Annotated in this window: 23 protein-coding genes; 4 read left to right on the top strand and 19 right to left on the bottom strand. The window is 31.9% G+C overall.

Translation table 11 applies throughout. The features are described from left to right. Positions 1-194: 194 nt before the first annotated feature. Positions 195-4784 (bottom strand): T9SS type B sorting domain-containing protein, encoded by a 4590-nt coding sequence (locus AC23MC_RS14050; RefSeq protein WP_487568980.1) that lies wholly within the window; start codon positions 4782-4784, stop codon positions 195-197. Positions 4785-5054: 270 nt separating this feature from the next. Between AC23MC_RS14050 and argS the strand changes: the two genes are divergently transcribed. The 4 genes from argS to AC23MC_RS14030 all read left to right on the top strand — a co-directional run bounded on the left by argS (position 5055) and on the right by AC23MC_RS14030 (position 11313). Then, on the top strand, positions 5055-6833 hold the full coding sequence (argS, locus tag AC23MC_RS14045; RefSeq protein ID WP_487568979.1) for an arginine--tRNA ligase: 1779 nt from the start codon (positions 5055-5057) through the stop codon (positions 6831-6833). A gap of 142 nt (positions 6834-6975) precedes the next feature. Continuing rightward, positions 6976-8406: an SGNH/GDSL hydrolase family protein gene (locus tag AC23MC_RS14040; protein ID WP_487568987.1), complete on the top strand. Its 1431-nt coding sequence runs from the start codon at positions 6976-6978 to the stop codon at positions 8404-8406. Further along, positions 8396-9802 (top strand): LysM peptidoglycan-binding domain-containing protein, encoded by a 1407-nt coding sequence (locus AC23MC_RS14035; protein ID WP_487568978.1) that lies wholly within the window; start codon positions 8396-8398, stop codon positions 9800-9802. Before AC23MC_RS14040 ends, AC23MC_RS14035 begins: the two co-directional genes overlap by 11 nt. Further along, positions 9799-11313, top strand: coding sequence for an MBOAT family O-acyltransferase (locus AC23MC_RS14030; protein WP_487568977.1), 1515 nt, complete (start codon positions 9799-9801; stop codon positions 11311-11313). Before AC23MC_RS14035 ends, AC23MC_RS14030 begins: the two co-directional genes overlap by 4 nt. 89 nt (positions 11314-11402) lie before the next feature. Here the strand turns inward: AC23MC_RS14030 and AC23MC_RS14025 are convergent, their stop codons facing one another. From AC23MC_RS14025 to AC23MC_RS13940, 18 genes are all read right to left on the bottom strand, one after another. Further along, positions 11403-11807: a hypothetical protein gene (locus tag AC23MC_RS14025; RefSeq protein ID WP_487568976.1), complete on the bottom strand. Its 405-nt coding sequence runs from the start codon at positions 11805-11807 to the stop codon at positions 11403-11405. Between the two features lie 88 nt (positions 11808-11895). Next, entirely contained in the window at positions 11896-12300 is a 405-nt protein-coding gene (locus tag AC23MC_RS14020; protein WP_487570649.1) for a hypothetical protein, read from the bottom strand. Between the two features lie 82 nt (positions 12301-12382). Next, positions 12383-13063 carry a hypothetical protein gene (locus tag AC23MC_RS14015; RefSeq protein ID WP_487568974.1) on the bottom strand — a complete coding sequence of 227 codons (681 nt, stop codon included), beginning with the start codon at positions 13061-13063 and terminating at the stop codon, positions 12383-12385. Positions 13064-13110: 47 nt separating this feature from the next. After that, on the bottom strand, positions 13111-13485 hold the full coding sequence (locus AC23MC_RS14010; protein WP_487568973.1) for a hypothetical protein: 375 nt from the start codon (positions 13483-13485) through the stop codon (positions 13111-13113). A 240-nt stretch (positions 13486-13725) separates the two neighbouring features. Beyond that, entirely contained in the window at positions 13726-14334 is a 609-nt protein-coding gene (locus tag AC23MC_RS14005) for a DUF4240 domain-containing protein (RefSeq protein WP_487568972.1), read from the bottom strand. Between the two features lie 269 nt (positions 14335-14603). Then, positions 14604-15344, bottom strand: coding sequence for a hypothetical protein (locus AC23MC_RS14000; RefSeq protein ID WP_487568971.1), 741 nt, complete (start codon positions 15342-15344; stop codon positions 14604-14606). Positions 15345-15526: 182 nt separating this feature from the next. Then, entirely contained in the window at positions 15527-16207 is a 681-nt protein-coding gene (locus AC23MC_RS13995; RefSeq protein WP_487568970.1) for a hypothetical protein, read from the bottom strand. A 35-nt stretch (positions 16208-16242) separates the two neighbouring features. Beyond that, entirely contained in the window at positions 16243-16812 is a 570-nt protein-coding gene (locus AC23MC_RS13990; protein ID WP_487568969.1) for a hypothetical protein, read from the bottom strand. A gap of 185 nt (positions 16813-16997) precedes the next feature. Next, positions 16998-17702 (bottom strand): hypothetical protein, encoded by a 705-nt coding sequence (locus tag AC23MC_RS13985; RefSeq protein ID WP_487568968.1) that lies wholly within the window; start codon positions 17700-17702, stop codon positions 16998-17000. 15 nt (positions 17703-17717) lie between these two features. Continuing rightward, positions 17718-18203, bottom strand: a complete 486-nt coding sequence (locus AC23MC_RS13980; RefSeq protein ID WP_487568967.1) for a hypothetical protein — start codon at positions 18201-18203, stop codon at positions 17718-17720. A gap of 96 nt (positions 18204-18299) precedes the next feature. Beyond that, on the bottom strand, positions 18300-19148 hold the full coding sequence (locus AC23MC_RS13975) for a S1 family peptidase (RefSeq protein ID WP_487568966.1): 849 nt from the start codon (positions 19146-19148) through the stop codon (positions 18300-18302). A gap of 96 nt (positions 19149-19244) precedes the next feature. Continuing rightward, positions 19245-19796: a WapI family immunity protein gene (locus tag AC23MC_RS13970; RefSeq protein ID WP_487568965.1), complete on the bottom strand. Its 552-nt coding sequence runs from the start codon at positions 19794-19796 to the stop codon at positions 19245-19247. A 63-nt stretch (positions 19797-19859) separates the two neighbouring features. Then, positions 19860-20522, bottom strand: a complete 663-nt coding sequence (locus tag AC23MC_RS13965; RefSeq protein WP_487568964.1) for a hypothetical protein — start codon at positions 20520-20522, stop codon at positions 19860-19862. A 107-nt stretch (positions 20523-20629) separates the two neighbouring features. Beyond that, positions 20630-21148: a nucleoside 2-deoxyribosyltransferase gene (locus AC23MC_RS13960; protein ID WP_487568963.1), complete on the bottom strand. Its 519-nt coding sequence runs from the start codon at positions 21146-21148 to the stop codon at positions 20630-20632. After that, complete coding sequence (locus AC23MC_RS13955) at positions 21145-22191, bottom strand: YaaC family protein (RefSeq protein ID WP_487568962.1); 1047 nt, start codon at positions 22189-22191, stop codon at positions 21145-21147. Before AC23MC_RS13955 ends, AC23MC_RS13960 begins: the two co-directional genes overlap by 4 nt. Before the next feature lie 161 nt (positions 22192-22352). Further along, positions 22353-23303: a hypothetical protein gene (locus tag AC23MC_RS13950; RefSeq protein WP_487568961.1), complete on the bottom strand. Its 951-nt coding sequence runs from the start codon at positions 23301-23303 to the stop codon at positions 22353-22355. A gap of 168 nt (positions 23304-23471) precedes the next feature. Continuing rightward, positions 23472-23996: a hypothetical protein gene (locus AC23MC_RS13945; RefSeq protein WP_487568960.1), complete on the bottom strand. Its 525-nt coding sequence runs from the start codon at positions 23994-23996 to the stop codon at positions 23472-23474. Beyond that, positions 23996-24292, bottom strand: a complete 297-nt coding sequence (locus tag AC23MC_RS13940) for a hypothetical protein (RefSeq protein ID WP_487568959.1) — start codon at positions 24290-24292, stop codon at positions 23996-23998. Before AC23MC_RS13940 ends, AC23MC_RS13945 begins: the two co-directional genes overlap by 1 nt. Between the last annotated feature and the right edge of the window lie 223 nt (positions 24293-24515).

Genomic DNA, 24515 nt, shown 5'->3' with positions numbered 1-24515 from the left:
TTTTGATTGATGATGCAAAGATATTCGCTTTTTATTATTATGCAATACAAAGTACTATGTATTGTGTAAATTTAACAAACGTTTATCATTTAAAGTAAGTAGACTGTTAATAGTATTTTTTGTTACAGTATTTAACAAAAAAAATGACCTTCACGAGGAAGGTCAAATTTTCTAAACAACAAAACAATATAAAACTATCTCTTTAATGAAAAGTGAGATTTAAACTCTTTGGTTTGATTATTTTCTTCATAAGTCACTGTAAACCAGTAGTCAGAAGAAGGCATGGCGGTGCTGTTATAAAATCCATCCCAACCATTTTTAGAAGGATAGATTTGTGAAAGCAACTTACCGTAACGATCATAAATATATATCACAGCATTTAATTGCGAGTCTAGGTCGGTAATATTCCAAGTTTCATTATATCCGTCACCGTTTGGTGTGAAGAATTTAGGATAATTAACTACTAACACTTCATCTGTTACACTACCACAACCGTTCTTGTCTCTCACAGTAACTATGTGTGTTCCGGAGGAAACATTATCAAAAGTTGGGCTATCTTGAAATGGACTACCATCTAACGAATATTCATAATTTCCGCCAACACCCGAAGCATTAATCGTAATTGAATTTGTGTCGCTAAACGCCATACTTACAGTAAAATCAATTGCAGCTGGTTCAGAGGCTACAACTTCAACTTCAGTTGGTTCAGAAGAACATCCTGTCGCATTGCTGGTTGCAATCACACTATAAATTCCGGGAGCTGTAACTTGGAGTGTGCTTCCTATTGCACCATCAATCAAAGAAGTATTTAAATACCATTCGAACGTGTGCGTAGAAGAGGATAAACCACTAACAATTGTAAACGGATTCAATAGGTTTCCTGATTCACTTTCAACACAAACTATTCCACCTACCGGAGTTGGTTCCGGAATTTTATTGACAATAATTGTGATAGGAAGTAAATCAAAACAGTCTGGGGCAAGTGTATTATTTACTCGAACATAAACGGTTTGCAATGTTGTATCAGTTATTTCGTTTGTACCTGCCGTTGCATCAGCTAATGTTGGATAATAGTCAACTGTAAATTCTGTTCCGGTTTGAGTTCCTAAAACAATAGTGTTTAAAGTACTAAGAACAAAACTTGTAACGCCGTCATTTGTTCCATCTTCATCACAAACTGTTCTATTTACAGCCGGAACTGCATTTGCAACCGGAGTAGGGATGATGGTTACTTCAAAAGATGTTTCATCAGAACAATTAGGAGAAAATCCTGATTGAGCATAAATATAAACTGTTTGAGAAGCTGTAATTGAACTTCCAAAAGCCAATTGCCCGCCAGTTCCGTTCGGACCGTTATAAAATCTTCCGGTTGTTAACGTTGGTAAAACATAGCTTGAACAAATAGTAACATCATCTAAATCATCTACATTAAAAATTGTAATAGCAAAACTCTCTTGGTCAAAACAATTTGGATTTGTACCCGTTTCTGCATAAACATATAAAGTTTGAGATGTTGTAAGTTCTGTTCCTCCGGCAATTTGTGTTCCACCACCATTTGGTTCTGTGAAATAGTTTCCAACAGTAAGCGTTGGTAAAACATATGAGTTACAAACATTCACATTAGCAATTGGCAATACATCCGGTGTTTCATAAACTGTAACTGTAAAGGAAGATTGATCTATACATGAAAAAGCGGGACGAATTTGATTTTCTTTATAAATAAAAATTGTTTGCGTTGTTGAAATTTCTGTACCCGGAGTTAGTTGTGTTCCAAAACCATTAGGGCCATCAATAGCTGTATAATAAAAATTTCCGGTTGTTAAAGCGGGTAGAGTAAAACTATCGCACACTTGAACATTTGGCAATGAGTCAGCTTGGATTTCAAAAACATTAATTTGGAAACTCGTTTCCGCAGAACAACCATTTTCTATAGCATAAATATAAATAACTTGTGATGTAGTAATAATATGTCCTCCTTGAAGCATAGTACCCGTTCCGTTCGGTCCGGTATAATAGTTTCCTAATGCTAAGTTGGTTAAAACATAATTATTGCAACCATCAATATCAGATCTTGAATCAATCTGAGGAGGTGAAAGAACTAATGCATTAAAACTTACAGAGTTCTGACATCCTTGACCATTATTCAAGTAGATATAAATTCTTTGTGACTGAGTAATTTCAGTGCCCACAGCAAGTGGAGTCCCTGTTCCGTTTGGACCGGTAAAATAATTTCCAATCGGAATAGAAGGTAAAATATAGGAGCCACAACCCGAAACAACTTCCGGAATTTCTATTGTTGGTAGGGATATTGTTACTGTAAAATTCAAATTATCAGTACAGTTTGGAGCAGACTGACTAGGTGCATACACATAAATTGTTTGTGTTGAACTAATAACTGTACCTACCGGAATTTGCTGTCCTCCTCCATTAGGTTCTGTAAAATAACCACCAATCGGGAGAGAAGGTAAAGTATAGCTAACACATTGTATTGATGACGTTGGAGCATCCAAACCAATAACTACTGAAAAGCTGGATTGACTTTCACAAAAATCATTGGCAGCATAAATATAAATCGTTTTACTTTCTGTAATTACAGTTCCAACAGACAGTTGATTGCCGGTTCCGTTAGGACCATCAAAATAGTCTCCATTAGCTATAGAAGGCAAAGTAAATGAAGTACAGTCAAAAACATTTGGTAATGTGTCAACTGTTGGAGTGGGAAGAATTGTTAACCCAATCGGAAGATCTAAAACACAATAAGGTGGTTCTGGTGAAACAAAGTAAAAATAAATTACTTGTGATGTTGTAATTTGGCTTCCGCCAACTAGTTCAACTCCTGAACCGCCAGGTCCTGTAAAATAGCCCCCAATTTCTGAATTTGGAATAGTATATGAATTACAAAATTGATTACTAGTTGTACTAATGTCTTCCGGTTTGATAATTGTAACTAAAAAACTAGACTCATTAGGGCAAAATGGTAAGTTCTCACCTAAATTGAAGATATAAATTCGTTGTGTTTCATCAATAATATCCCCAGGAAATTTTTGAGTTCCTGTTCCGTTTGAACCAGTATAATATTTTCCATGAACCAAATCGGGAAGAATATAATAATCACAAACAATAACATCTTCTTTATAATCAACCAATGGTAACGGAGCTACTAATATTGTGAACGATACAATACTGTAACAGTCAGAATCTGTGATGCTTTGAACACGTGCATAAATAATTCTTTCAACAGAATTGTATAAATTCGAGCTTAGTGAATTACTGCCTGCAACAGCATTTTCCATTGAAGAGTGATAAGAAATCTGGTATAAATCTGTAGATTGACCATTTAAAATCTGATCGTCTTGAAGTGATAATCTAAATCGGCTTCGGGTTGGCACTTCAACAATTGCACAGCCTAACAAATCAGATGGTTGATGAGCAACTGGGGGAGCTGTTAATAGTAAATTGAAAGGTTTTATTGCAAAACAAGTGGAATTGTTTTTTTGAACTCTAACATAAATTGTCTCATTTCCTGCACTTGTGTAAATAAGCGGTAATGGACTGGTATTGTTTTGTGCATTATTTAATGAATTAAAGTAGCTAACAGTCGTTCCTCCGGATATACCTTCTGTTACAACTGGGTTATTTAATCCCAAATTATAAGTATAAGTGGCAGCTCCACTATCACAACGCATTAAATCAATTGGATCAGCAATTAAAAGTTGTTGATTGTATTGAACAAGTACTTGATCTGTTACAACTTGGCAAGGAAATGTAATATTGGTATATGTTAATTCATAAGTTCCTGCTTGTGAAACGGTTAGGGTGCTTCCTGTTTCACCGGCTAAAATAGCACCATTTCTTTTCCATACAAATGAGTAAGTGTTCGAGTCTAAACCACTGTCTAAAACATGAACATCACCACTACATAGTGCAGTGTTTGTGGATACTGTTAAATCTTCACCCAACACGTTCTGACCAATATTAAACGTATTTGCAGATAAAAATATGGCAGAATCAGACTGTGGGTCAATACGGTCTGCAATAACTAGTTTTATTTTATAAGGAACATTTGGTGTAAGAACAGCCGAAGCATTCATCACAACAGTTTGTCCGTTAAAATTAATTGGTGATAAATTTGAATTGGCTCCTCCATTAAACGAACCAAAATATTGTGCATTTTCAGATTGACATGCTGAGTTGTAAAGAAAATCCCTAACTGTTACCACAGAAATTGGCGTCTGAGTTCCGGGAACAATAGCCAAATTGGTCGTAATTCCTGTTTCTAAATTAGTTAGTAAAAAAGCAAATGCATCCGAAAATTGACATTGGAAATTTCCATATTCTTCAGAAGCAAATAAAAAGTCAAAATCAAAATAAGGCGATAATGCAGTAAAATTAAATTCTAAAACAGTTGCGTTTGTTGAAGTCATTGATATACCTGCATTGGCTAAAATATCCTCCAAATCTGAATCTCCCGGCCAAGTATTCAATCCATCATCCAACATCGTATTGTTAGGTCCGGGTGCATTTAAAACATTTCCTGTACTCAAAATAACACCTCTTTGCATCGGAAAGTTCGGATTGGTGTTCTCAAAATAACCAATTCCATTTGATGAACCATAATTTGTACCCGTGCTCCAATTGATATCATTTACAGACAGACAAGGTGAGTTTACAAGAACATTTGTTACTAGTTCTGGAACTGTGTAAGTCGTTGTGTTTACAGTAATGGATTGAGAAATACCTACTAATGGAATTAGCAACAGCAAATAAAGTAATTTCGTTTTCATGTTTTTAAATTTGGGTGAACTTGAATTAATTGAATTTTGACACTGCAAATAAAGTAATACTCATCGATTAAATGCAAATAAAGTCGACGAAATGCACGATTTAACGAAATAAAAGTGATAATTCTTACGATATTGTGTCCGTGATTTTGCAATGTGATTTCGTTTAGTATCAAATTGTTACATAAAATCATAATTTCTAAACTTTGAAATGCTTTTAAGTTGCCTATTTTTTACTTTTCTATATCTTTGCACCCTTAAAAATAAGTAATCATGAACGTTGCAAAAATCCTTAACGAGCCAATTAAACAGGCTGTTTTAAATGTGTTTGAAATAACCGTCGAAAAGATTGAATTTCAGGCAACCCGTAGGGATTTTGAAGGCGATATTACCGTGGTTATTTTTCCTTTACTGAAATTGATTAAAGGAAATCCGGCAGAAATCGGCAACAAAATTGGAACGTATTTAGTTGAAAATGTTGCTATTGTAGAAAAATTCAACGTAGTTTCCGGTTTTTTAAATATTGTCATTTCAGATGATTATTTCATCAATTTCTTTTCATCGATAAAAAATGATGCCTCTTTCGGATTTGTTCAACAAAACAATTCTGAAAAGGCTGTGATGGTTGAATATTCTTCGCCAAACACAAACAAACCCTTGCATTTAGGGCACATTCGAAATAATTTATTAGGATTTTCAGTAGCCGAAATTATCAAAGCGTCCGGTAAAAAAGTCTATAAAACTCAAATCATTAATGATCGCGGAATTCATATTTGCAAATCGATGCTGGCTTGGCAAATGTTCGGAAATGGACAAACGCCTGAGTCAACTGGTTTAAAAGGGGATAAATTGGTAGGGAATTATTATGTAGCATTTGATAAACAATACAAATCCGAAATTAATGAATTAATCGGAAAAGGTCAAACAGAAGACGAAGCAAAGAAAAATGCTCCAATTATTCAAGAAGCCCAACAAATGCTCCTCGATTGGGAAGCCGGTAAACCCGAAGTCATCGAACTTTGGAAAACCATGAACAATTGGGTGTACGACGGTTTTAATCAAACGTATAAAAGCTTAGGAGTCGATTTTGATAGTTATTATTACGAATCAAATACGTATTTATTAGGAAAAGAAGTCGTTCAATTAGGTTTGGATAAAGGAATTTTTGAAAAAGATCCCGATGGTTCAGTTTGGATTGATTTAACCGAAGATGGCTTAGATCGAAAAATCGTGCTTCGTTCAGACGGAACAGCAGTATACATGACGCAAGATATCGGAACTGCCATTCAACGTGTAAAAGATTTTCCGGATGTGGGCGGAATGGTGTACACTGTTGGTAACGAACAAGATTATCACTTTAAAGTGCTATTTCTTATCCTGAAAAAACTTGGTTTTGATTGGGCAGAAAATTTATATCATTTGTCGTATGGAATGGTAGAATTGCCGTCCGGAAAAATGAAATCTCGAGAAGGAACTGTAGTAGATGCCGACGATTTAATGGTGGAAATGACCGAAACCGCCGCAAAAATTTCTCAAGAATTAGGAAAATTAGACGGCTATTCAGATGAAGAAAAACAACGTTTGTATAAAATCATCGGATTAGGAGCTTTAAAATATTTTATGTTGAAAGTAGATCCGAAAAAATCAATGCTTTTTAATCCTGAAGAATCTGTTGATTTTGCAGGAAACACCGGTCCGTTTATTCAATATACGTATGCTCGAATTCAATCGATTTTACGAAAAGCCAACTTCGATTTTTCCGCAGAAGTAAACGAAATTTCGTTACATCCAAAAGAAAAGGAATTGATAAAAGTGTTGGAATCGTATCCGGAACTCATTCAAAATGCAGCTCAATCCTATAGTCCGGCTTTGGTGGCTAATTATACGTATGAATTGGTGAAAGAATATAATTCGTTTTATCAAGCGGTGCCCATTTTACCGGAAACCAATGAAAACCTGAAAAAATTCAGAGTTCAATTGTCAAAAAAAGTAGGTGAAACCATAAAATCGGCCTTTTCATTATTAGGAATTGAAGTGCCGGAACGCATGTAAAAAATCGTAAATTTTCATATAAAAAGACAGTCAAATATAGGCTGTCTTTTTTGGTTTTTTTAGAATTGAATTTAATACATTTGCACTTTATTTTTAGGTAGCTGTGGGCAACAAAATTTCTTACTTTTTCCAAACATTGGCAGTGATTTCTATTTCTGCCGTATGCTTTCTTTTTTTCAAAGAGGTATTGCCTAAACGTATTTTTTCTGAGGCAAAACCATCGGCTAAAAATGTTGTAGTAGATAGTATTTTATTGGAAGCAGTTGCTTTAGGCGAAAAAGAAGACAAAGCTGAAAAAGGTGTGGATACTTTCCGCAGAAAAAAAATTGTTTTCGAACAAATCGACGGAATCACTTTTCCACCCGAAGAATACGAACAATACAAAGGTTTTCAGTTTTTAATTCCGTTCTTCGAAAAACTATATTTATTAGAAACCGAACAAAAAGGCGATATTCGAATTGCTTATTTTGGTGATTCCATGACCGATGGCGATTTAATTGTGCAAGATTTTAGAAATTCACTTCAATCACAATACGGCGGAAAAGGAGTCGGGTTTGTTTCCATAACTTCCGAATCGGCAGGCTCAAGAAGCTCTATTTCACATCAATATTCCGGCAATTGGAAAACCCAATCGTATCTCAACGTGAAACGTCCGTTGAAACCTTTTGGTGTAAACGGACATGTGTTTTTTGCGAATGACACGCTCTCAAATCCTTGGGTGCAATACAAGGCAGGTCACGGCGTGCATACTTCTCAACTAAATAATCCAACGTTGTTTTATGGAAATTCAGACAACCAAGAAGGGGAACTCATTGTAAAAATTGGAAAAGATACCATTATAAAAAAACTAAGTCCGGACAAATTGCTCAACACGTTGGCTATTTCAAATTCGGCTGTAAAAAGTTTTAAAGCTTCGTTTAATGTAGCTGATTCTATTCCGATTTACGGATTTAATTTTGATGATGGGAAAGGCGTTCACGTGGATAATTTTTCCAATCGAGGAAATTCAGGTTTACCTATTTCAACATTTAATGTGAAGTTGATGAACCAGTTTCAAGAACGATTTGATTATGATTTAATCATTTTGCATTACGGAACCAATGTGTTGAATTACGGTTCGTATAATTATGATTGGTACGAAAAAAGCATGACTCGTGTGGTCAATCATCTAAAAGCATGTTTTCCGGGTGTAACCGTTTTGGTAATTTCTACCGCAGACAAAGCCACGAAATATGATTTGGAAATGAAAACCGATTCGGCTGTTGTTCCATTAACATTGGCTCAACGAAAATATGCCGTGCAATCAAAAGCAGGTTATTTCAATTTATTTGAAGCCATGGGCGGAGACGGCTCAATGACCAAATGGGTGGAAGAAGAAGTTCCGGCCTTAGCAGCCAAAGATTATACGCATTTTAATTACAAAGGAGCACAAAAAGTGGCAGGCTTGTTGTATCAGCAAATTCAAACAGGTTATGCTCAATACAAAGAAATGCGAAAAAACAGAAAAATAACACCCAATAAAGCGGCTGTAGATTCCGTTTCATCTAAAACGACAACGGCTAATGCTCAATAAATCTCTTTGCTTTCTTTTTGTTTTTCTAATGAATTTGAGCGTTTCTGCTCAAACGGATTCGTTGTATGTTGAAGTTGATACGACTCAGGTTGTTATTGCTGTAAACGAAATTACAAACCAAAAAGCATTACATCCCATCTTCGAAAAGATTAAAAAAATCCAAGCCGATAAAAGTGGAAAAATAAATATCGTTCACATTGGTGATTCGCATATTCAAGCCGATTTTTTCTCAGGAAAATTTCGTCAAAACTTACAACAAAATTTTGGTGATGGCGGTCGCGGATTTGTTTTTCCGTATAGTTTAGCCAAAACAAACGGACCGAGTGATATTCGATTTTCATCGAATGAATCGTGGGAAAGTCAGCGAAACATTTATGCAGATAATGGCAATCCTGTTGGGTTAAGCGGTTTTGCCTTGTTTACCAAAAACAAAGATTTCGCCATTGAAATGAATGTAAAAACCAAAGAAAGCGGTTTCTCCAAACTAAAAATACTAACGCCAAACAATCAAAAAATGTTTGAAGTGGCGTTGGCTTCCAAAATCATCAAATTAGAATCGGATATTCCTAAAAATATCGTGCATAAAATTCGAAATGGCGAGAGTTTATCGGTTATCGCAGATAAATATGATGTTACGATTAAATCCATCAAATCGGCAAACGGATTAAAAAACAATAACATCAGAGCGGGAAAAACATTGAAAATTCCATCCAATCAAATGGAAAAAAGAGTAGTGGAACGTTCCGAATTTATTCCACTGGAAACAAAAAGGGAAGAGGGTTTTCATTCGTATGAATCAGATTCGCTTTTACATAAAATTTATTTGATTCCTGCCCTTGAACAAACCGATTTTGCGTTAAACGGATTGGTTTTGGAAAATAATAACCCCGGAATTATTTATCATACCATCGGTGTAAACGGAGCAAAATGTTCGGATTACAACAAGTTTCCACTGTTTTTTGAGCAGATTAAAACATTAAATCCCGATTTGGTAATTATCTCATTAGGTACCAATGAAAGTTTCGATAAATTGGTGACAGCCGATTATTTCTTGCAGCTCAATCTGATGATGGAAGCCATTGTAGCCAAAAATCCTTGGGTTACCTTTTTGATTACAACACCGCCGCCATCGCAATTTAAACGAAAATTTCCCAATACATTTGTAGCCGATTATACCAAACAAATTATGGCAGAAGCAGAAGTGAGAAATTACGCTGTTTGGGATATGTTTACCAATTTTGGAGGACTTTTCGGCATCAATCAAAATGCAAAAGATGGTTTGATTGGTGGCGATAAAGTGCATTATACCAAAGCAGGTTACGAAAAACAAGGACAATTGTTAACCGAAGCTTTTTTACAAGCTTTTCAAAATTATAACACCGAAACAGGCAAGTGATACCGCTTTTTAATTTCAATCAATGGATTGATCAGAACATTGGAAATGTCACTTGGGAGCAGGTGCAGAGTTGGTTTGTTTTTGACCCGCAAAAGCCATTGTTGTTCAACAGTGCGTTGTTTTTGGGATTGTTCCTTATCTTTTATTTCTTTTATATTCTTACTCAAAAAACACATCGGCTAAGGATAGCGTATGTGGTGGCATTTTCGCTTTTCTTCTATTATAAATCAAGTGGCATTTTCTTTTTACTGATTATTTTTTCATCGGTGTTGGATTATGCAATTGCTAAGTTAATTTATGATGAAGAGAATAAATTTTATCGTAAGTTCTACTTAATCGTAAGTTTAGTGGTGAATTTAGGATTGTTGGGTTATTTTAAATACACCAATTTCTTTATTGATAATACTAATTTACTTTTTGATAGAAATTTTGAATTTCAAGATATTATTCTTCCGGTTGGAATTTCGTTTTACACTTTTCAAACGTTAAGTTACACGATTGACGTGTACCGAAAAGAGCTTGAACCCACCAAAAGTTTTATGGACTTTTTGTTTTTTGTTTCCTTTTTTCCGCAATTGGTGGCGGGACCGATTGTTCGTGCAAGCGATTTTATTCCGCAGATATATAAACGATTAAATCTTACGAAAGAAGAATTTAATGCGGCTTTGTTCTTGATTATTGGTGGTTTGTTGAAGAAAGCCGTGATATCCGATTACATTTCTATCAACTTTGTAGATCGTGTTTTTGATGCTCCAAATAGTTACACAGCCTTTGAAAACTTAATGGCTTCGTATGGATATGCGATTCAGATTTACTGCGACTTTTCGGGTTATTCCGATATGGCAATTGGTTTGGCTTTGCTGATGGGATTTTGGTTGCCGCCGAATTTTAGAACACCTTACAAATCCGCTTCTGTGACGGAGTTTTGGCGACGTTGGCATATTTCTCTTTCCACTTGGTTACGTGATTATTTATACATTTCGTTGGGCGGAAACCGTAACGGAAAATTTAGAACTTATATCAATTTATTCCTAACGATGTTGTTGGGCGGTTTGTGGCACGGAGCTTCTTGGAAGTTTGTGTTTTGGGGCGTTTTGCACGGATTGGCATTGGTAGTGGAACGTTTTTTTGGCAAACTAATCAAGTTACCTAAAAACTATTTCGTGCGAACGATTCAAATTTTCTTGACGTTTCATTTTGTAGCGTTTTGTTGGTTGTTCTTTAGAGCAAAAGACTTTCAAACGGCGTTTCAAATCATCAAAAATATTGGGGAGATTACTTTTAATCCGAACCAGTGGATGATTATTGCTCAAGGATATCAAAATGTGTTTTTATTGATTGCCATTGGTTTTGTATGGCATTTTCTTCCTACCAATTTTATTAAATTACTTCAAAAAGGTTTTGATGCTACGCCATTAATTGGAAAAGCCGTTGTGTTGGCTTTTGTATATTGGATTGTGTATGCCACGGCTTCTGCAGGACCGCAACCGTTTATTTATTTTCAGTTTTAGGGGGTTTTAGGAGTTTACCTAAAAATAAGAATCCGCGAAGTAGGGAGACATTTGCGGAGCGTTCTAAGAACTCTTTGCGAAGCTGGTTTTCATTTCAATTTATTTTCAACAATTACTAAATAATCAGATGTATCATTTTTCAAAATTTGAAAATCTTCCTTTAGGGAAAGTACCAAAGTGTCATTGATAAAAAATGACGGTTTATAATCTTTATGAAATTCGAATACAAATAGTGTATCGTTTATGTTTTTAAATTTTCCTGAATAATATCCGGAATTAACCAATCCGATAACTTTTGAATAGTATCGAAATGTTTTATTTTTTCGTAAAATCAAAATATCATCTCCCATTTTCCAGTTCTTTGTAGCCTTTAATTCAGTTTTGGAGAATCGATTGAAAAAGTCATTTCTTCTTGCCATCCGATCATTTTTTTCCATCGTTCCACATGATAAAAATATGAAGAGTAGAAGAAATAGAAATATGATATTTTTCATTTTAAATTTTTTTAATGAAGTCGGTGCCCATTGCTATCGGAATTGATGAGTGTTCTAAGAACTCTTTGCCAAGCTGTGAGCTAGTTTTTCAGTAAGGTTCATAAACTAATTTGGTAATTCCATTAGGATATTCTTCAACTAAATTTTCACCCACTTTATATATTTTACTGATATATTCTATTCCATTAGGCAAGGTAAATTTATAATTGTTTTCGCCTAAATTAGTCCAAATAACTCCTGTATCTAAATAGATGAGGTTGCATGGGTCGTAAAAACTCCCCGATGGCAGTCCAAATCCGGTAGCAGTTCTGTTTGCTCTAAATTCTTTGTAATATTCTAATGTACAAGGTAGAATTTCTTGAGGCTCATCAGATTCATAATGTTCAATCGTTCTCCATTTCCCGATGATGATATCGTTATTACTATCGTCATTATTATTTGAGCAAGATGTAAAAAGCATAAAACCAGCTAAAAACATATAAAGTAATCTCATTATTTTCATTTGTAAAGTGTCGTTTTATTTGTTTAAAAAAATAGTTATCTGGTGGCTTTAGAATTAAATGGTTTACCAATTGCTATTCTTTAATTTCAACCCAACTATTATATTCATTAATCAGATTAATTATCTGCTCTTTATTAGCTTTAGGTTTTGATAAAAATAATTTTTCTAATTTATTTCCAATTTCATCATTACCATATAAATATACTTTTAATAATTCATATAATTCTTCTGTCAATTCTAATCCTTGTCTTTCGTTGATTAATTCTAATTTTGAATCGTAAATTGAAATATAATACGTTACATCATCATAAGAACTTTGAAAATTACCATGGTAAGCATCTCCACTAGCAGGTAGTGTAACAACTTTTTTAAATAGTTTTACTTTTCCATCAGTTAATCGATGAAAAAATTTATACTCAATTCTTTTTTCATAATCGTCTATGTGTGCCGTTTCTAATGCTCGATAATCATATCGATCTATTTGCTTCGCTTTAAGTTTATCTGCCTGAGGATTTTTTACTCTTTCATAATGTTTATTTTCTTTTGAAATGTAATAACTGATTATTTCATCTGTGTTATATTTATTTTTTTTGCCGTTTATCACCGTTTTTACGTTATGGTCAGTTACACTAACTTTATCGACAGAAATGGTGTCCAAAGAATTTGTAACAATAAAACTAGACGTTTGAGCATTACAATAGGAGCAAAGTACTAGTATAAGTAGAGTTATAGAGTTTAGAATTTTGTGTTTCATTTTTGCTAACGTTTCATAAAGTTTCAAACAGATGCTGCTACGTGTGGTTATTTTTTTAGTTCGTTAAATAGTATTTCATCATTAAATTCAACTTTAGAAATATGTATAACACTATTATTCCAGTCGAGTGGTGTCCAATAGTTCGGATATTTCACGACGATTGCATTTCCGATTAATTTTTCTTTCAGATTGTTTAATTCTAATCCATTTTCCAATCCTCTATTAATGTAAAATCTACGTTCAGTATTTTCCATGACGAAAATAACATCATTTCCTTTATTACTATAAATCTCCTTTACAATTCCGCTTTCCGATATAGCTTTATCTTCAGATACGATGGGTACAGGTCTAAAAATTAAGACAGCCATTATAAAAATAAGTAAACTGAAACTAACTAAAACAATCTTCGCAATTTTCTTCATAATCGTGATTTTTAAATTGGCTACAACTTGTCCCTAAACGCTGAAAATATTCGTATTTATACTTGATTTGGATAGTTAACTTATATTAACCAAACTCAAATATATCCTTTTTTACTTTGATTTGAAAATGGTTAGTTTTGATTTTGAAAAATCACTTGTTTAAAATGGAATGGTAAATTGCAGCGAAGCCATGTCCAGATGGCGATTTGAGCAACGGTTACGACTGTTACTAGTAGTTTTTTAGAAAATTTTCCAAAACTTCTTCAATTCAATATGTTTTTTGTACAGTTCTGGCAAAAATGGTTGCATTTCTTTTAACGTCCAATCTCTATTTCTATTAAGATTTCCGTATTTAATTTCTGATTTTATAGATTCAAATATATTTTTGAAAGGTGCTATTTCATATTCTTTATTTAAATCTGCAATGGTTTGTTTTATTTTTCCTTTCATTTTTATTTTTGCTAACCGAATTGCCATAAAGCGTATTCCTTCAAAATTACATTTATCTTTTTTAGCATCAGTTTTTGCTAAATAATCAGCATTTTTCAACGTATTCAAATAAGTTTCTTTTCCATTCGAAATTAACCAACCTGCAAATCCATAAGTGTTAGTACAATATCCTTTATTAATTAGTATTAAAGCTGACCAAATTAAATTATTTGCATGTAAGATAACAGCTGTTTCATATACTTCGTAAATTGTTTGAAAATGGTATAAATCTGAATAAGACCAAATCGATAATTCCTCACTCATTATCTTTGTAAACGCATCAAGATTTCCTCTTGATTTTAATTTGGCATTTTCAATTGTACTCCAAAATTTTTCAATGGTCATTGAAGTATTTTCCATACTGGATGTTTTAAATTTATGTTATTGAACTCTCCCTTCGATTGTAAAATTATCGCCAACAAGTCCCTAATCTAAAAACATTTGAAGATACACCTCCTTTTAGCGGTATAATGAAAGTTCCCCTCGTGTTAACCAAACCCAAATATAGTTTTTTCCTCTAATTTAAAACTAGTTTGTTTTGATTTTGAAAAATCACTTGTTGAAAATGGAAAGATAATTTGCTTCGAAGTCTTGTCTAGCTAGTAATCGACACTGGAGAACACCAATCTTTATTCATTCCAATAATCAAATTTTTTAATGTCAATTTTGAATACTTTTGCCCATTCATTTATTTCTAAAGGCTTCCAATTTTCGTCGTTATAGGTTTTGTAAATTAAATCATATTGAGGCTTAGTTAATATAACAAGTCTGCCGTCATTTCCTCCATTCACGAGGTAAATTTGTTCGTCTATTTTTTGTTTATGTAATTCAATATTTAGAATTTGTGCCATTCTAAATGGAGCCTCGCCCCAACCATATTCGGTAAAGTTCTTGAAAATATGATATTCATTTCCATTAATCGTTATCTTATGATTAAGCCATTTATTTTTATCATCCCATTCTTCGGAGTGGTTGGTCACTTCACATTTAAAATTCATTTTTTCAAACACCGGTTTCAAATCCTTTAAAAGTCCAATTATTCCGCCTTGTTCGAAGATTTCTTCACCATCACAAAAATAATATCGAAAGTCTTTGGGCAAATTAGTATCGTCGTCCCAACTACTTATCAGTTCAGAATTTGGGTCAAACTCTTGGATGAAAGCGTCTTTTAAAATAGCACGATTTGATTTTTCAGCATACTTGAAATAGCCATATTGGTCAAGCTGGTTTACAAACTTTTCAGCCTCATTTTTTTTGTGAACAGTTACTTTTTCTTGAATTGGTTTTGATTTTCCGTCCGATTTAAAAAGACGTAGTCCTGTTATAACGATCACAACGATTGATATGATGATTCCTAATGTCATTTTCATTTTATGTATTTTCTTGGAATTGTCAGTAAATTGTATACGCAACAAAATATATCGATTCCTACTTTTTTATCTTAAATTTATACGGGACAGAACATCGTGGTATAATTTAGATTTCGAGCAACCATTTCGAGCTTACACTAAGCATTTCAGCTCAACAACAACAAATTCAGTAAAAAAAATTGTTACCTAATTTTAAACATTTGCCCCAGATAAATTTGACCCTCCCATTCCATTTCAACAAAAATAGATTCTTCATCCTCATTTATAATTTCGTACTTAAATACTTGTCCTTTCTGAAACATTTCTTTTTTCAATGGATCATCACTTTCTTGAAAAATTAAATCATATTTACAATTTTCTTTCCACACTATTTTTAACCGCGAATAAGTTGTGTTATTTCTCATCTTTTCAAAATATTCATCTTTCGAAATCGTTACAAACGTTGTGTCTTGAATTTTCGAATCAGGTCGTTGCGTTAGATAATAAAATTTTCCAACTTTCAAATTTTCACAATTCAGATTTAATTTTTTTGGCACTTTTTTACTGACAAGTCCCGTAGGAAAGTTATTTTTAATGTATGCACAGCTATACAGCATTTTTGCTGCAACCTTATTTTTAAGTTCAAATATTTGTGCATCGCTTAACTTCTTCGTTTGATAATATTCTTTGGTGAGGTTACCATTTTTGTTAAATAGTTCTTCATAGCAGGGTTCAATTTCGCTGGCATTTTTATATCCGGCCAATTCAATACATTGGCACATTTCATTTGATAGATGATCTATAGTGTCTTGTCCTGACATTTTATTTGCACAAGATGTCAGAACTATACTACTCACAATCAAAACAAAAAATATTCTGGACATTAGTTTTTTTTTAAGGTATTCAAAATTAAGATAATTTAATCATAACTCAGTTTTATTTTAGTCGCTCCGTTGTCTTTATAACATTTCAGTATTTTTTTTAACGTTTCTAAATCGTTCAGAATAGCATTTGAACTTAAATACTCATCGTCGTTAGGGTAACCATACATCGGATGATTTTCATATTCTTCTCGCTTTTGTTGTATTTTTTTCATCTCAGTTAAATCTGTTGAGAACGCAGGTCCAAGTATTATTGGATTGTATTTTACTTTTTGATAATACGTCGGGTTTGCTTCAATTTTTGAAATGAACGCGTCAATGACAGATTCAAATTGTGTGATGTCTTTCCAATATTTTTCAGAGGGTTCTTCATTGTCAATAAAATCATATTCTTGAAAGGTTGATAAATCAATACCGAGAATGCTCTCCGTTTGAGAAACCATACTTTTGTCACCGTAACCGCCCACTTGCTCAAAGAAAAACGAAAGTCCTGAAGGAAAATTATCTTGGCAATTTGTTTTTACATTTGCTTCAATGGAATAGTGCATCCCGATAGACATAAAACTCAAATTGATAAAGCATAGTAGTGCGATACTTATTTTTTTCACGATTCTGTAAGGTTTTAAACTTTTATACTTTTTTTAGGCTAGGTTTTAGAGAAGTTGATTAGTATATGCTGCGAAGTCACAGACATTCGAAGAGCGACGTGCTGATGATTAGACTACGGTGAGCCGGGGGGTTCTCCTTATCAGTTTCTGGCAGGGCAGTCTACTCGATTAGACGTTCGTTTTTTTTATAATATTTCTACTTCTATTTTTTTTATTATTTTCTCATTTTTAAAACCAATCTGCTCAAATTCAAAATCAAAAGACATAGTAATTTCAGCAGTTAATTTTTCATTCTCAATAGTTATAATTTTTATTTCAGTTACATCAACCGGATTATGAGAATTTCTGATCCAAACCGAACCATCTATATAACCTTCCACTGGATTTATTGGAAAATGGATTGATTTTCCAACGTAGGTTTCTAAATTATTTTGTAATACTATAAAATCTAATCGAATTGAAGTGTCAACAATTTCGTTATCAAGAACAAATTTTGAAAGGGGTAAAAATAGCGTGTAATAATTTTCTTCTTCGTTTTTAACAATACTACCGGTAAGAAATTCTAATTGAGTAACAGAAAAGTGTTGCGTCAAATCAATATAATCGTTTAGACTTTCGTTTTCATTTTCAAAATCTAAATAAGTTTTTCCTTTTTCAAATTCTAAAATTAGTTCATTAATAAACTCATTTTCGGTTGTAGCACCATTTTTCCAAAATAGTTCCATCATTCTTATGTCATTTCCATAAGAACTCCATTCAATTCCTGTTGTGTCAAATCCCAAAGTTCCATTATCGATTGGTTTGTTTACATCAAAACCATTTCGAATTAGAGTTTCAACCGCTACATAATTTCGCTCTACAATTAAATTTAATATTTCTTTATCGGTCATAATTAATTGTTGTTTTTATTCGCTTTCTAATTCATCCTTAGTTAAGTAGATGTAAGACAAACTGTTTCCATCACCACCCATATATTCATCATTCGCCATAGTTAACTTTAGTTCATTGAAAAAATAGTTTCCCTCATCATTTTCAGAGTATGGATACTGCAATTTTTCAATTACTCTATTTATGTCTTCTCCTATTGCGATTTTCGTATTTCCAATAGTTAATTCAATTCCCATGTGAAATTCTATTTCGCTAAGTTTGTTTTCTTCGTCATAATTAAAGAAAAACAAATTTTCCTCATTTTGAAAGTCTTGATAAATATCTCTTTTTTGAATTATATTGAAAGATGTATCTCCATCAAAAAAATCAGAGTTATCAAACTCTTTGTCATCCTCCTTATGACTTTGTTTAAGTTTAGCTCTTACATTTTGACGAGATTCGATCCAAAAAATTTTTTCAGAATGGATTTCGATCCCTAAATTTATAAAATAAGTAACTTTCATTTTTTAAAAGTAATACGGTATATACTGATGGCTAACGGAGTCACTGGTATTTGCAGAGCATCTTGCTATCAAAGAAGTCTTAGGGGAGCTGGCTACTCACAATTTACCATTTTTAATTTTCAAAATTTTAGTTTCTAATTCTAATATTCTTTCACTTTTTATTATTAGACCTAAATTATTTGGTATTCTCGATATTGTAATTTGTTTTTGAACAGTTGGAACATCAACTATTTCTATTTCTCCTTTTGCATTATGCTGAGGTCCAGCATAAAGAACACCCAGAAATATAATCCTATTTCCAGCAGAAAGAGGAGTGTTTTTAGTTTTGTAAACTCCTTCATTTAAAATAAATACTGGAGACCCGCTTGAACCGGGAAAACAGGCTGCATCTATCATAATTTCTTTACGTCCGCAATAATCAAATTTAGGATGAGTAGCAGTTATTCCTCGTCTTAATATAGGTTTATTATTATATGTATCCCAAATGCCGTTAGGATATCCTATCATTAATATTTCTTCAAGTGCTGTCATATCATCAATTACATCTTTTGAAGGAATTAGTTCTTTGTTTAAAGGGATGTAAAATATCTTTTCATTTCGAGAATGGAAATGAAGTAAAATATTTGCGATTGGAAGAACACAAAGGTCAACCTCGTTGTCATCATGATAAATCCATGATTTCCCAAAATTATCAATATCTATGCTTAAATGTTCGGTATCTAAAGGCGAGTTGTTTTCATTTGATTTAGTGAAAATTATTTTACCCCTTAATGCACCATTTATCACATGTTTATTTGTAATTATTACAGGTACGTGTTCTCGAGTTTCTTTGTTTTCTAAAAAATTAAAAAAGAAACCTGTTCCTGTACCAACAATTCCCTCGTTAAATTTGCATTCTATTCTTACAGTTGAATATGATAATTTTTCTGATATAGTTAAATTCATTGATATCTTTTTTAAAATAGCATTCAATCTTTGCCGATGTGCTTTAGAGAAATATTATTACTAACAATATGTTGCGAAATCTTGCGATTTAGAAAATCACTTAATCTGTTTCAACATATTTAATAAATCAGGAATTCTGCTTACCTGTGTTTCTGTCCAAAAATAATGGTAATTATCTGTTAAACCCAAATCTTTTAGATAAACCGAAATACGCTTATGATTGCGTTCAATATGAAAGCTGAACCTGATCTCTTTAGAGTTGAAAACATATGTCGTTGATTGCTTAGACTCTGTTCTGTCTTTAAGGTTTGGTACAATATATGATTCAAGGAAGTTAATAAATTCATCAACTTCTTTTAAATCAATCCAAGAAGACTTAAAATAGCTTCGATTTCCATCAGTAACAGTCATATCCATTTGCAAAGCATTAATTTTTGAGTTTGATTTTAAATCAATTGCTTCTACAGGGAAAAAAGAAACTACTTCGCCTAATCCAGACCTAAATTCAGCCTTAATGCTCCAATCTCTATTTATTTGAGTAAACTCTGCATCATCGATGAATTTTCGTGTTTCAGAATTTTCTTGTGTGAAGGCTATCGAAGAAATTAAAATAAAAAAAAGTGTAATTTTAAATTTTAAAGTTTTCATATTGAGTTTTTTAATTAATTATTTTTAAAGAGAACTCCTTGCGGAGCTTGAGGCTAGTTGTTTCTAAGAACTCTTTCCGGAGCTAGGTTTTTGATCTTTTAGAGAGCCTTTTACGGAGCGAGGCTTCTTAACAATATCCTCTTTTTGAGAAAGTTTAAGATTTTGGACTTCTAATTCAATTTTTTCTAAATTTAATTTTGCAGTTTTATCGCTAATTAACTGTGTTTTCCTCCAATTATAAAAGCCAAAAATAATTAGTAAAACAGAAAAGGAAATCAAGACATAAAATTCACGATGTATGAATCTATTGTATTTCATATTTAATATACTATTTTTCCTCATTGGATATCCAGTTATAGAATTAGCTAAATTTATTTTTTCTAATGCTAAATCAATAGAGTCAACATATTTATCTAAAATAACCTTTAAAGCAACAGAATCCTTTTTGAAATCTTCATTTGATATATAAGTTGAATGTTTTAATGCATTTAACTTTTCAATAAAAATTTTATATTGTTTTTTATAAATAGTATCATGATGTTCTAGTTTATCATATAAAGTATCAATATTAGGCTTTCTTCTCATAATAAATTCCGAGTCCAAATTGGTCTCATCATTTTTATTTTTGTAGTCAACTCTTAATGTAATAGCTAATACAAAAATTATCACACCTAAAGTAAAACATGTTTTATAAAGTGTTTCGGTTGGTAAATTGGTATTAAACATAGTTTAAGCAAATTTGTTGTTCATTTATTTTTAAAATAACTAGATGCCATTGCAGAGCAGTGAAATAATGATGGGATTTCGGATAGCTATAGCAAATAGCTTAATGATTAGTTACTTGAATTATCAACTTTTTTAAGTTCAACTAAAATATTTTTGATACAATTTTCAAAATCAACATAAGGAATTATTTTTAAAATATTTGGAAGTCCAATTGCCATTAGTGATACATAACCTTCTCCAATCTGTAGGTTGTATTCTTTTTTATCAGGATTTGTATAGGCTATAGGCATAGCTTTATAAGATTGATTTTCATTATATATGAGAATTATTGGTATGTTTTTAGCTTCTGCTATTTGAAGTTCTATACCTAAACCAATAGATGGAAAGCTAGCTTCAGCGATTATAACGTCTGATTCTTCAACCATTTTTCGATCCCATAAATAACAATATTTAGCCTTTTCATTTGACGGTATTTCTTTAAGTTGAGGGTCACTATGAAGTAAAGCGTATTTTACCTGAAATTTTTCTAAATGACTTGCCAAGGTATGAATTGTTTTTACATATGCATCAAAATAATCTCTTGGTACATGTGTAAGACCGCAAGCTATGTAAATTTTTAAATTCATGATGCTTTCCTAATATTTGGTTGTAAAAATTGGTATCCGGTTATTTCACTTGCGATTTCATCCAGAAATTGATCAGGTGATTGTTGTATAAATTCGCTTATGAGCCAGTTTTTTTGACTATCTAAAAAAGAGTTTAACTCTGTTGGTTTATATCTACACAATTCACTTAAACGATGCATTGCAGCAAGTGTAAGCGTTGTGGGAAATCTTGCTACTATTCCTGGTCCATTAGTTGTACTTTTCGCATACCATAGTGTATGAGAACCATTAATATATAAAAGATCTTTCCTTAAAAACTTATGAAAAGTTAATAAATCTAATTTTTCAGCATTACTTAAATTACTTGGTCTATTTATAGTAATAAAATTAACAGATCTGATAAAGTATTTACCATTTTCAATCTTATCAAGTATGAGAGAAGACGGCAATTTCTGGAGTGTATATCGATTTGAAAAGTCATGAGAAAGAACTGCACTTAGATAAGTTTCGTTTGTTAAATTATTTTTCACAAAGTGACATTCCATAAGAGGGATAAACATATCTTTTTGGCTTGGATAGCTTAAGCAGTAAGTTCTATGTATGTAAGGAAGATTAAAAAAAACTTGTTGTAAAGTGTGCTTACGCAATGTTTCAGTTTCATTGTAGAACAACGATAGTGAAGGTAGGATCCCATGATTTTTTATTTCAACTCCTTCATTAGATAAGCTAATCTTTCTTCGAGCTGTTGCAGTATGTGCTCGTACACCATGGTGGTGATTAAAAGTAATTGTTTTTGAAGTTAGTAATGCTTTAGCGGCGTTCATAAATGAGTAATAATGTAAAAGAGGCGAGGCTTGTATTGATAAACCAACTGTTGCTTTGTTAAATTCTTTTGCTTGAATCCAATAAAACAAAGCTTCTGACTTTTTTTCTTTTTTTAACCATAATTCGACAAACTCCCATCGTGAATTTGTCAAAACATTTTTAGATCCAAATAAAGGATTATTTATAGCTTTTTGCAGAGTTATTACTTTACCGTTGATTTTAATTGGAGTTGTACTCATTTTTTTTGTTTAAAATTTGCCCTTAATGATAACGAGGTTTAAGTAGTTATAGATTTTCATGGCCGAAAAATTTTAACTTAGTATTTAGTACAAATATTCAAAACAAACCTAAAATGACGCCATAATGTTTTAATTACTTAAAAACGTTTTTGGTTAATTTATTATTCTAGGTCCATTTTCAATTGAATTGGATTTTCTTTTCGTTGCTTTTTATATTTTTTTCCTTGAGTTGTCTCAAATGTATTATCAGAAGTAATTACTTCTATAACTGTAATGACTTTATTTAATGTTATGTAAATTTTGCCTGTATCATCAATTCTTCTATTCTGTTGTAAAACACATTTTATTGCTGTAGCTGTATTAAAATCAACTTCAAAGTTCAAAACGGAATCTTTAAAATACTGATCTTTCATTTGAAAACCAATAATCTCTTTGTTGTAATATCCTTTCCAATGGAAATTCCCAGACTTGAGAACTGGTGAAATTATATCGATTGTTGCATCTTCATCAATTAAAGGTGGAAATTCAGAGGTATTTATTATGAATGAAGAAAATTGATTTCTTTCAACAATTTTTTCTGGTATTGTAGTATTATCATTTGAATCTGTTGCAGTAAATGAAACGCTTGTAATTTCTTTTTCAGAAAGTAATTTCTTATAAAAATTTGATTTGTGCCAATTAATTTTAAAATCATTTTCAAAATATTCTACAAGTAAAATTATTGTATCATTTTCTACGTCATTGATATTTGATTTTTCACGTAATTGTTTAAGTTGCTCTTTTTTGATTTCATTATCTAATTCAAGATTTTCAATTTGCTTTTCAATTAATTTTTTATTTTCAACTGGGACGCGAGAATATATTAATGCAAGAACAGCAATTAATAAAGAAAGTTGTCCAGAATGTTTGCCAAGAAACTTCCATATCTCTTTAAAACCACCTTCTTGAGGTATTTCAGAAATAATATTTGCATCAATTTCTAAATCTGAGCATAAAATTTTTATAACACTTAATAATTCGTGTTCACATTCATTTAATATAAAAGTATCGATTATATGTAATTCATCATTACGATAAAAATGTAATTTTAAAATATTTGATATTTCTTCCATTTATTCTGAGTTTATCAATGTGTAGCACAACTTGTTGATAGCTCACCAAGTTCATATTATTCTAAACTATTGATTATAGTTATTGTTAAAATTTAGTTTCAAAAAATTATTAATTCTTTTAAATCACAAACCCCGCAATTTCTTGAAACGTTCGATGTTAGATTTTTTTTACTTTTCTAAATTATTCCATTCATCATAAACTTTCATTATTGCTTTAAACTTTGATGTTAGTGGATTAAAATATTTTAAATTCAAATTCTTATTTTCTACTAATTGTCTAATTTCTGTATGATACGTTTTTTTAAATCTTTCTGTGTCAATTTTGCAATCAATATATTTACTGCAAGCAAGTTCATATGCGTTTAAATTATTTTCAATAGATGAGTCTAAAACTTTCATTTGTGCTTCTAAAGTTAATTCCTCATCGTCAGTTATGGTTTTTAATTGTCTTTTTGAAAGTAAAGGAGAGATAATTATTGTAATATCACCAACTTTATCTCGAGAATTTGATATTCTTTCGTTTATAGTTGCCTCCAATGTTCCCATTGAAATAAGATTTTGTATTTCAGATTTATTTAATGAATTTTTTGAAAATAAATTTGATTTTATTAGTGCAATAATTGCAACAATTAGTGAACCAAGGGCAAATAATACTGAAAATATTGCGATTATCATAGTAATATTGTTTTCCATTATTTTTTAACATTAATAAATATATAGTCTATTACATCAAGATAATTTGAATTGTCTTTTTGTTGTGATAAAATTACTTTTCCCCCATCTCTGTATTGAAATGGTCTTTTTCCTGAAATAAATTCACCAATTAACCTAACTAAATCAAGTTTGTCTTCAATTGAAATTTTATTAGTGGAACCTTCATAAGTAAATGAATTTAGTTCATTAATAATTTTGCTAGCTCCTTCTTCTTTTGATGATGAAGCAATAAATTCTTTAGCTAATCTATTAGCTATTTCGATTTTTGTTGCCATTTTTTTGTTCTAATTATTAAATTGTTCTTTTTTTTAGGAAAAATTACTGCCAACTTGTTTATACTCTCTATACATAAATATTTGAGTAGACTGTCGCTAAAAGCAATCTATTTTTTTATTTTTTTAATTCAGCAATATTCGTATTCTTAATTTATCCCACCACAAACCTAACCCATCCCCACCAAACATTATTACGGATTTCCGTAAAGCACTAAAAAAATAA

This window comes from Flavobacterium sp. T50_26 (assembly GCF_057652995.1).
This window is presented reverse-complemented; position numbering and strand designations above follow the sequence as displayed.

What these genes read in the sequence shown, in the direction of transcription:
- AC23MC_RS13940 (WP_487568959.1), bottom strand. Translation starts at nt 24,292, where the DNA reads ATGGCAACAAAAATCGAAATAGCTAATAGATTAGCTAAAGAATTTATT.
- AC23MC_RS13950 (WP_487568961.1), bottom strand. Translation starts at nt 23,303, where the DNA reads ATGGAAGAAATATCAAATATTTTAAAATTACATTTTTATCGTAATGAT.
- AC23MC_RS13985 (WP_487568968.1), bottom strand. Translation starts at nt 17,702, where the DNA reads ATGACCGATAAAGAAATATTAAATTTAATTGTAGAGCGAAATTATGTA.
- AC23MC_RS14005 (WP_487568972.1), bottom strand. Translation starts at nt 14,334, where the DNA reads ATGGAAAATACTTCAATGACCATTGAAAAATTTTGGAGTACAATTGAA.
- AC23MC_RS14000 (WP_487568971.1), bottom strand. Translation starts at nt 15,344, where the DNA reads ATGAAAATGACATTAGGAATCATCATATCAATCGTTGTGATCGTTATA.
- AC23MC_RS13980 (WP_487568967.1), bottom strand. Translation starts at nt 18,203, where the DNA reads ATGAAAGTTACTTATTTTATAAATTTAGGGATCGAAATCCATTCTGAA.
- AC23MC_RS14015 (WP_487568974.1), bottom strand. Translation starts at nt 13,063, where the DNA reads ATGAAACACAAAATTCTAAACTCTATAACTCTACTTATACTAGTACTT.
- AC23MC_RS13955 (WP_487568962.1), bottom strand. Translation starts at nt 22,191, where the DNA reads ATGAGTACAACTCCAATTAAAATCAACGGTAAAGTAATAACTCTGCAA.
- AC23MC_RS14025 (WP_487568976.1), bottom strand. Translation starts at nt 11,807, where the DNA reads ATGAAAAATATCATATTTCTATTTCTTCTACTCTTCATATTTTTATCA.
- AC23MC_RS14035 (WP_487568978.1), top strand. Translation starts at nt 8,396, where the DNA reads ATGCTCAATAAATCTCTTTGCTTTCTTTTTGTTTTTCTAATGAATTTG.
- AC23MC_RS13960 (WP_487568963.1), bottom strand. Translation starts at nt 21,148, where the DNA reads ATGAATTTAAAAATTTACATAGCTTGCGGTCTTACACATGTACCAAGA.
- argS (WP_487568979.1), top strand. Translation starts at nt 5,055, where the DNA reads ATGAACGTTGCAAAAATCCTTAACGAGCCAATTAAACAGGCTGTTTTA.
- AC23MC_RS13965 (WP_487568964.1), bottom strand. Translation starts at nt 20,522, where the DNA reads ATGTTTAATACCAATTTACCAACCGAAACACTTTATAAAACATGTTTT.
- AC23MC_RS14050 (WP_487568980.1), bottom strand. Translation starts at nt 4,784, where the DNA reads ATGAAAACGAAATTACTTTATTTGCTGTTGCTAATTCCATTAGTAGGT.
- AC23MC_RS13970 (WP_487568965.1), bottom strand. Translation starts at nt 19,796, where the DNA reads ATGAAAACTTTAAAATTTAAAATTACACTTTTTTTTATTTTAATTTCT.
- AC23MC_RS14010 (WP_487568973.1), bottom strand. Translation starts at nt 13,485, where the DNA reads ATGAAGAAAATTGCGAAGATTGTTTTAGTTAGTTTCAGTTTACTTATT.
- AC23MC_RS14020 (WP_487570649.1), bottom strand. Translation starts at nt 12,300, where the DNA reads ATGAGATTACTTTATATGTTTTTAGCTGGTTTTATGCTTTTTACATCT.
- AC23MC_RS13945 (WP_487568960.1), bottom strand. Translation starts at nt 23,996, where the DNA reads ATGGAAAACAATATTACTATGATAATCGCAATATTTTCAGTATTATTT.
- AC23MC_RS13975 (WP_487568966.1), bottom strand. Translation starts at nt 19,148, where the DNA reads ATGAATTTAACTATATCAGAAAAATTATCATATTCAACTGTAAGAATA.
- AC23MC_RS13995 (WP_487568970.1), bottom strand. Translation starts at nt 16,207, where the DNA reads ATGTCCAGAATATTTTTTGTTTTGATTGTGAGTAGTATAGTTCTGACA.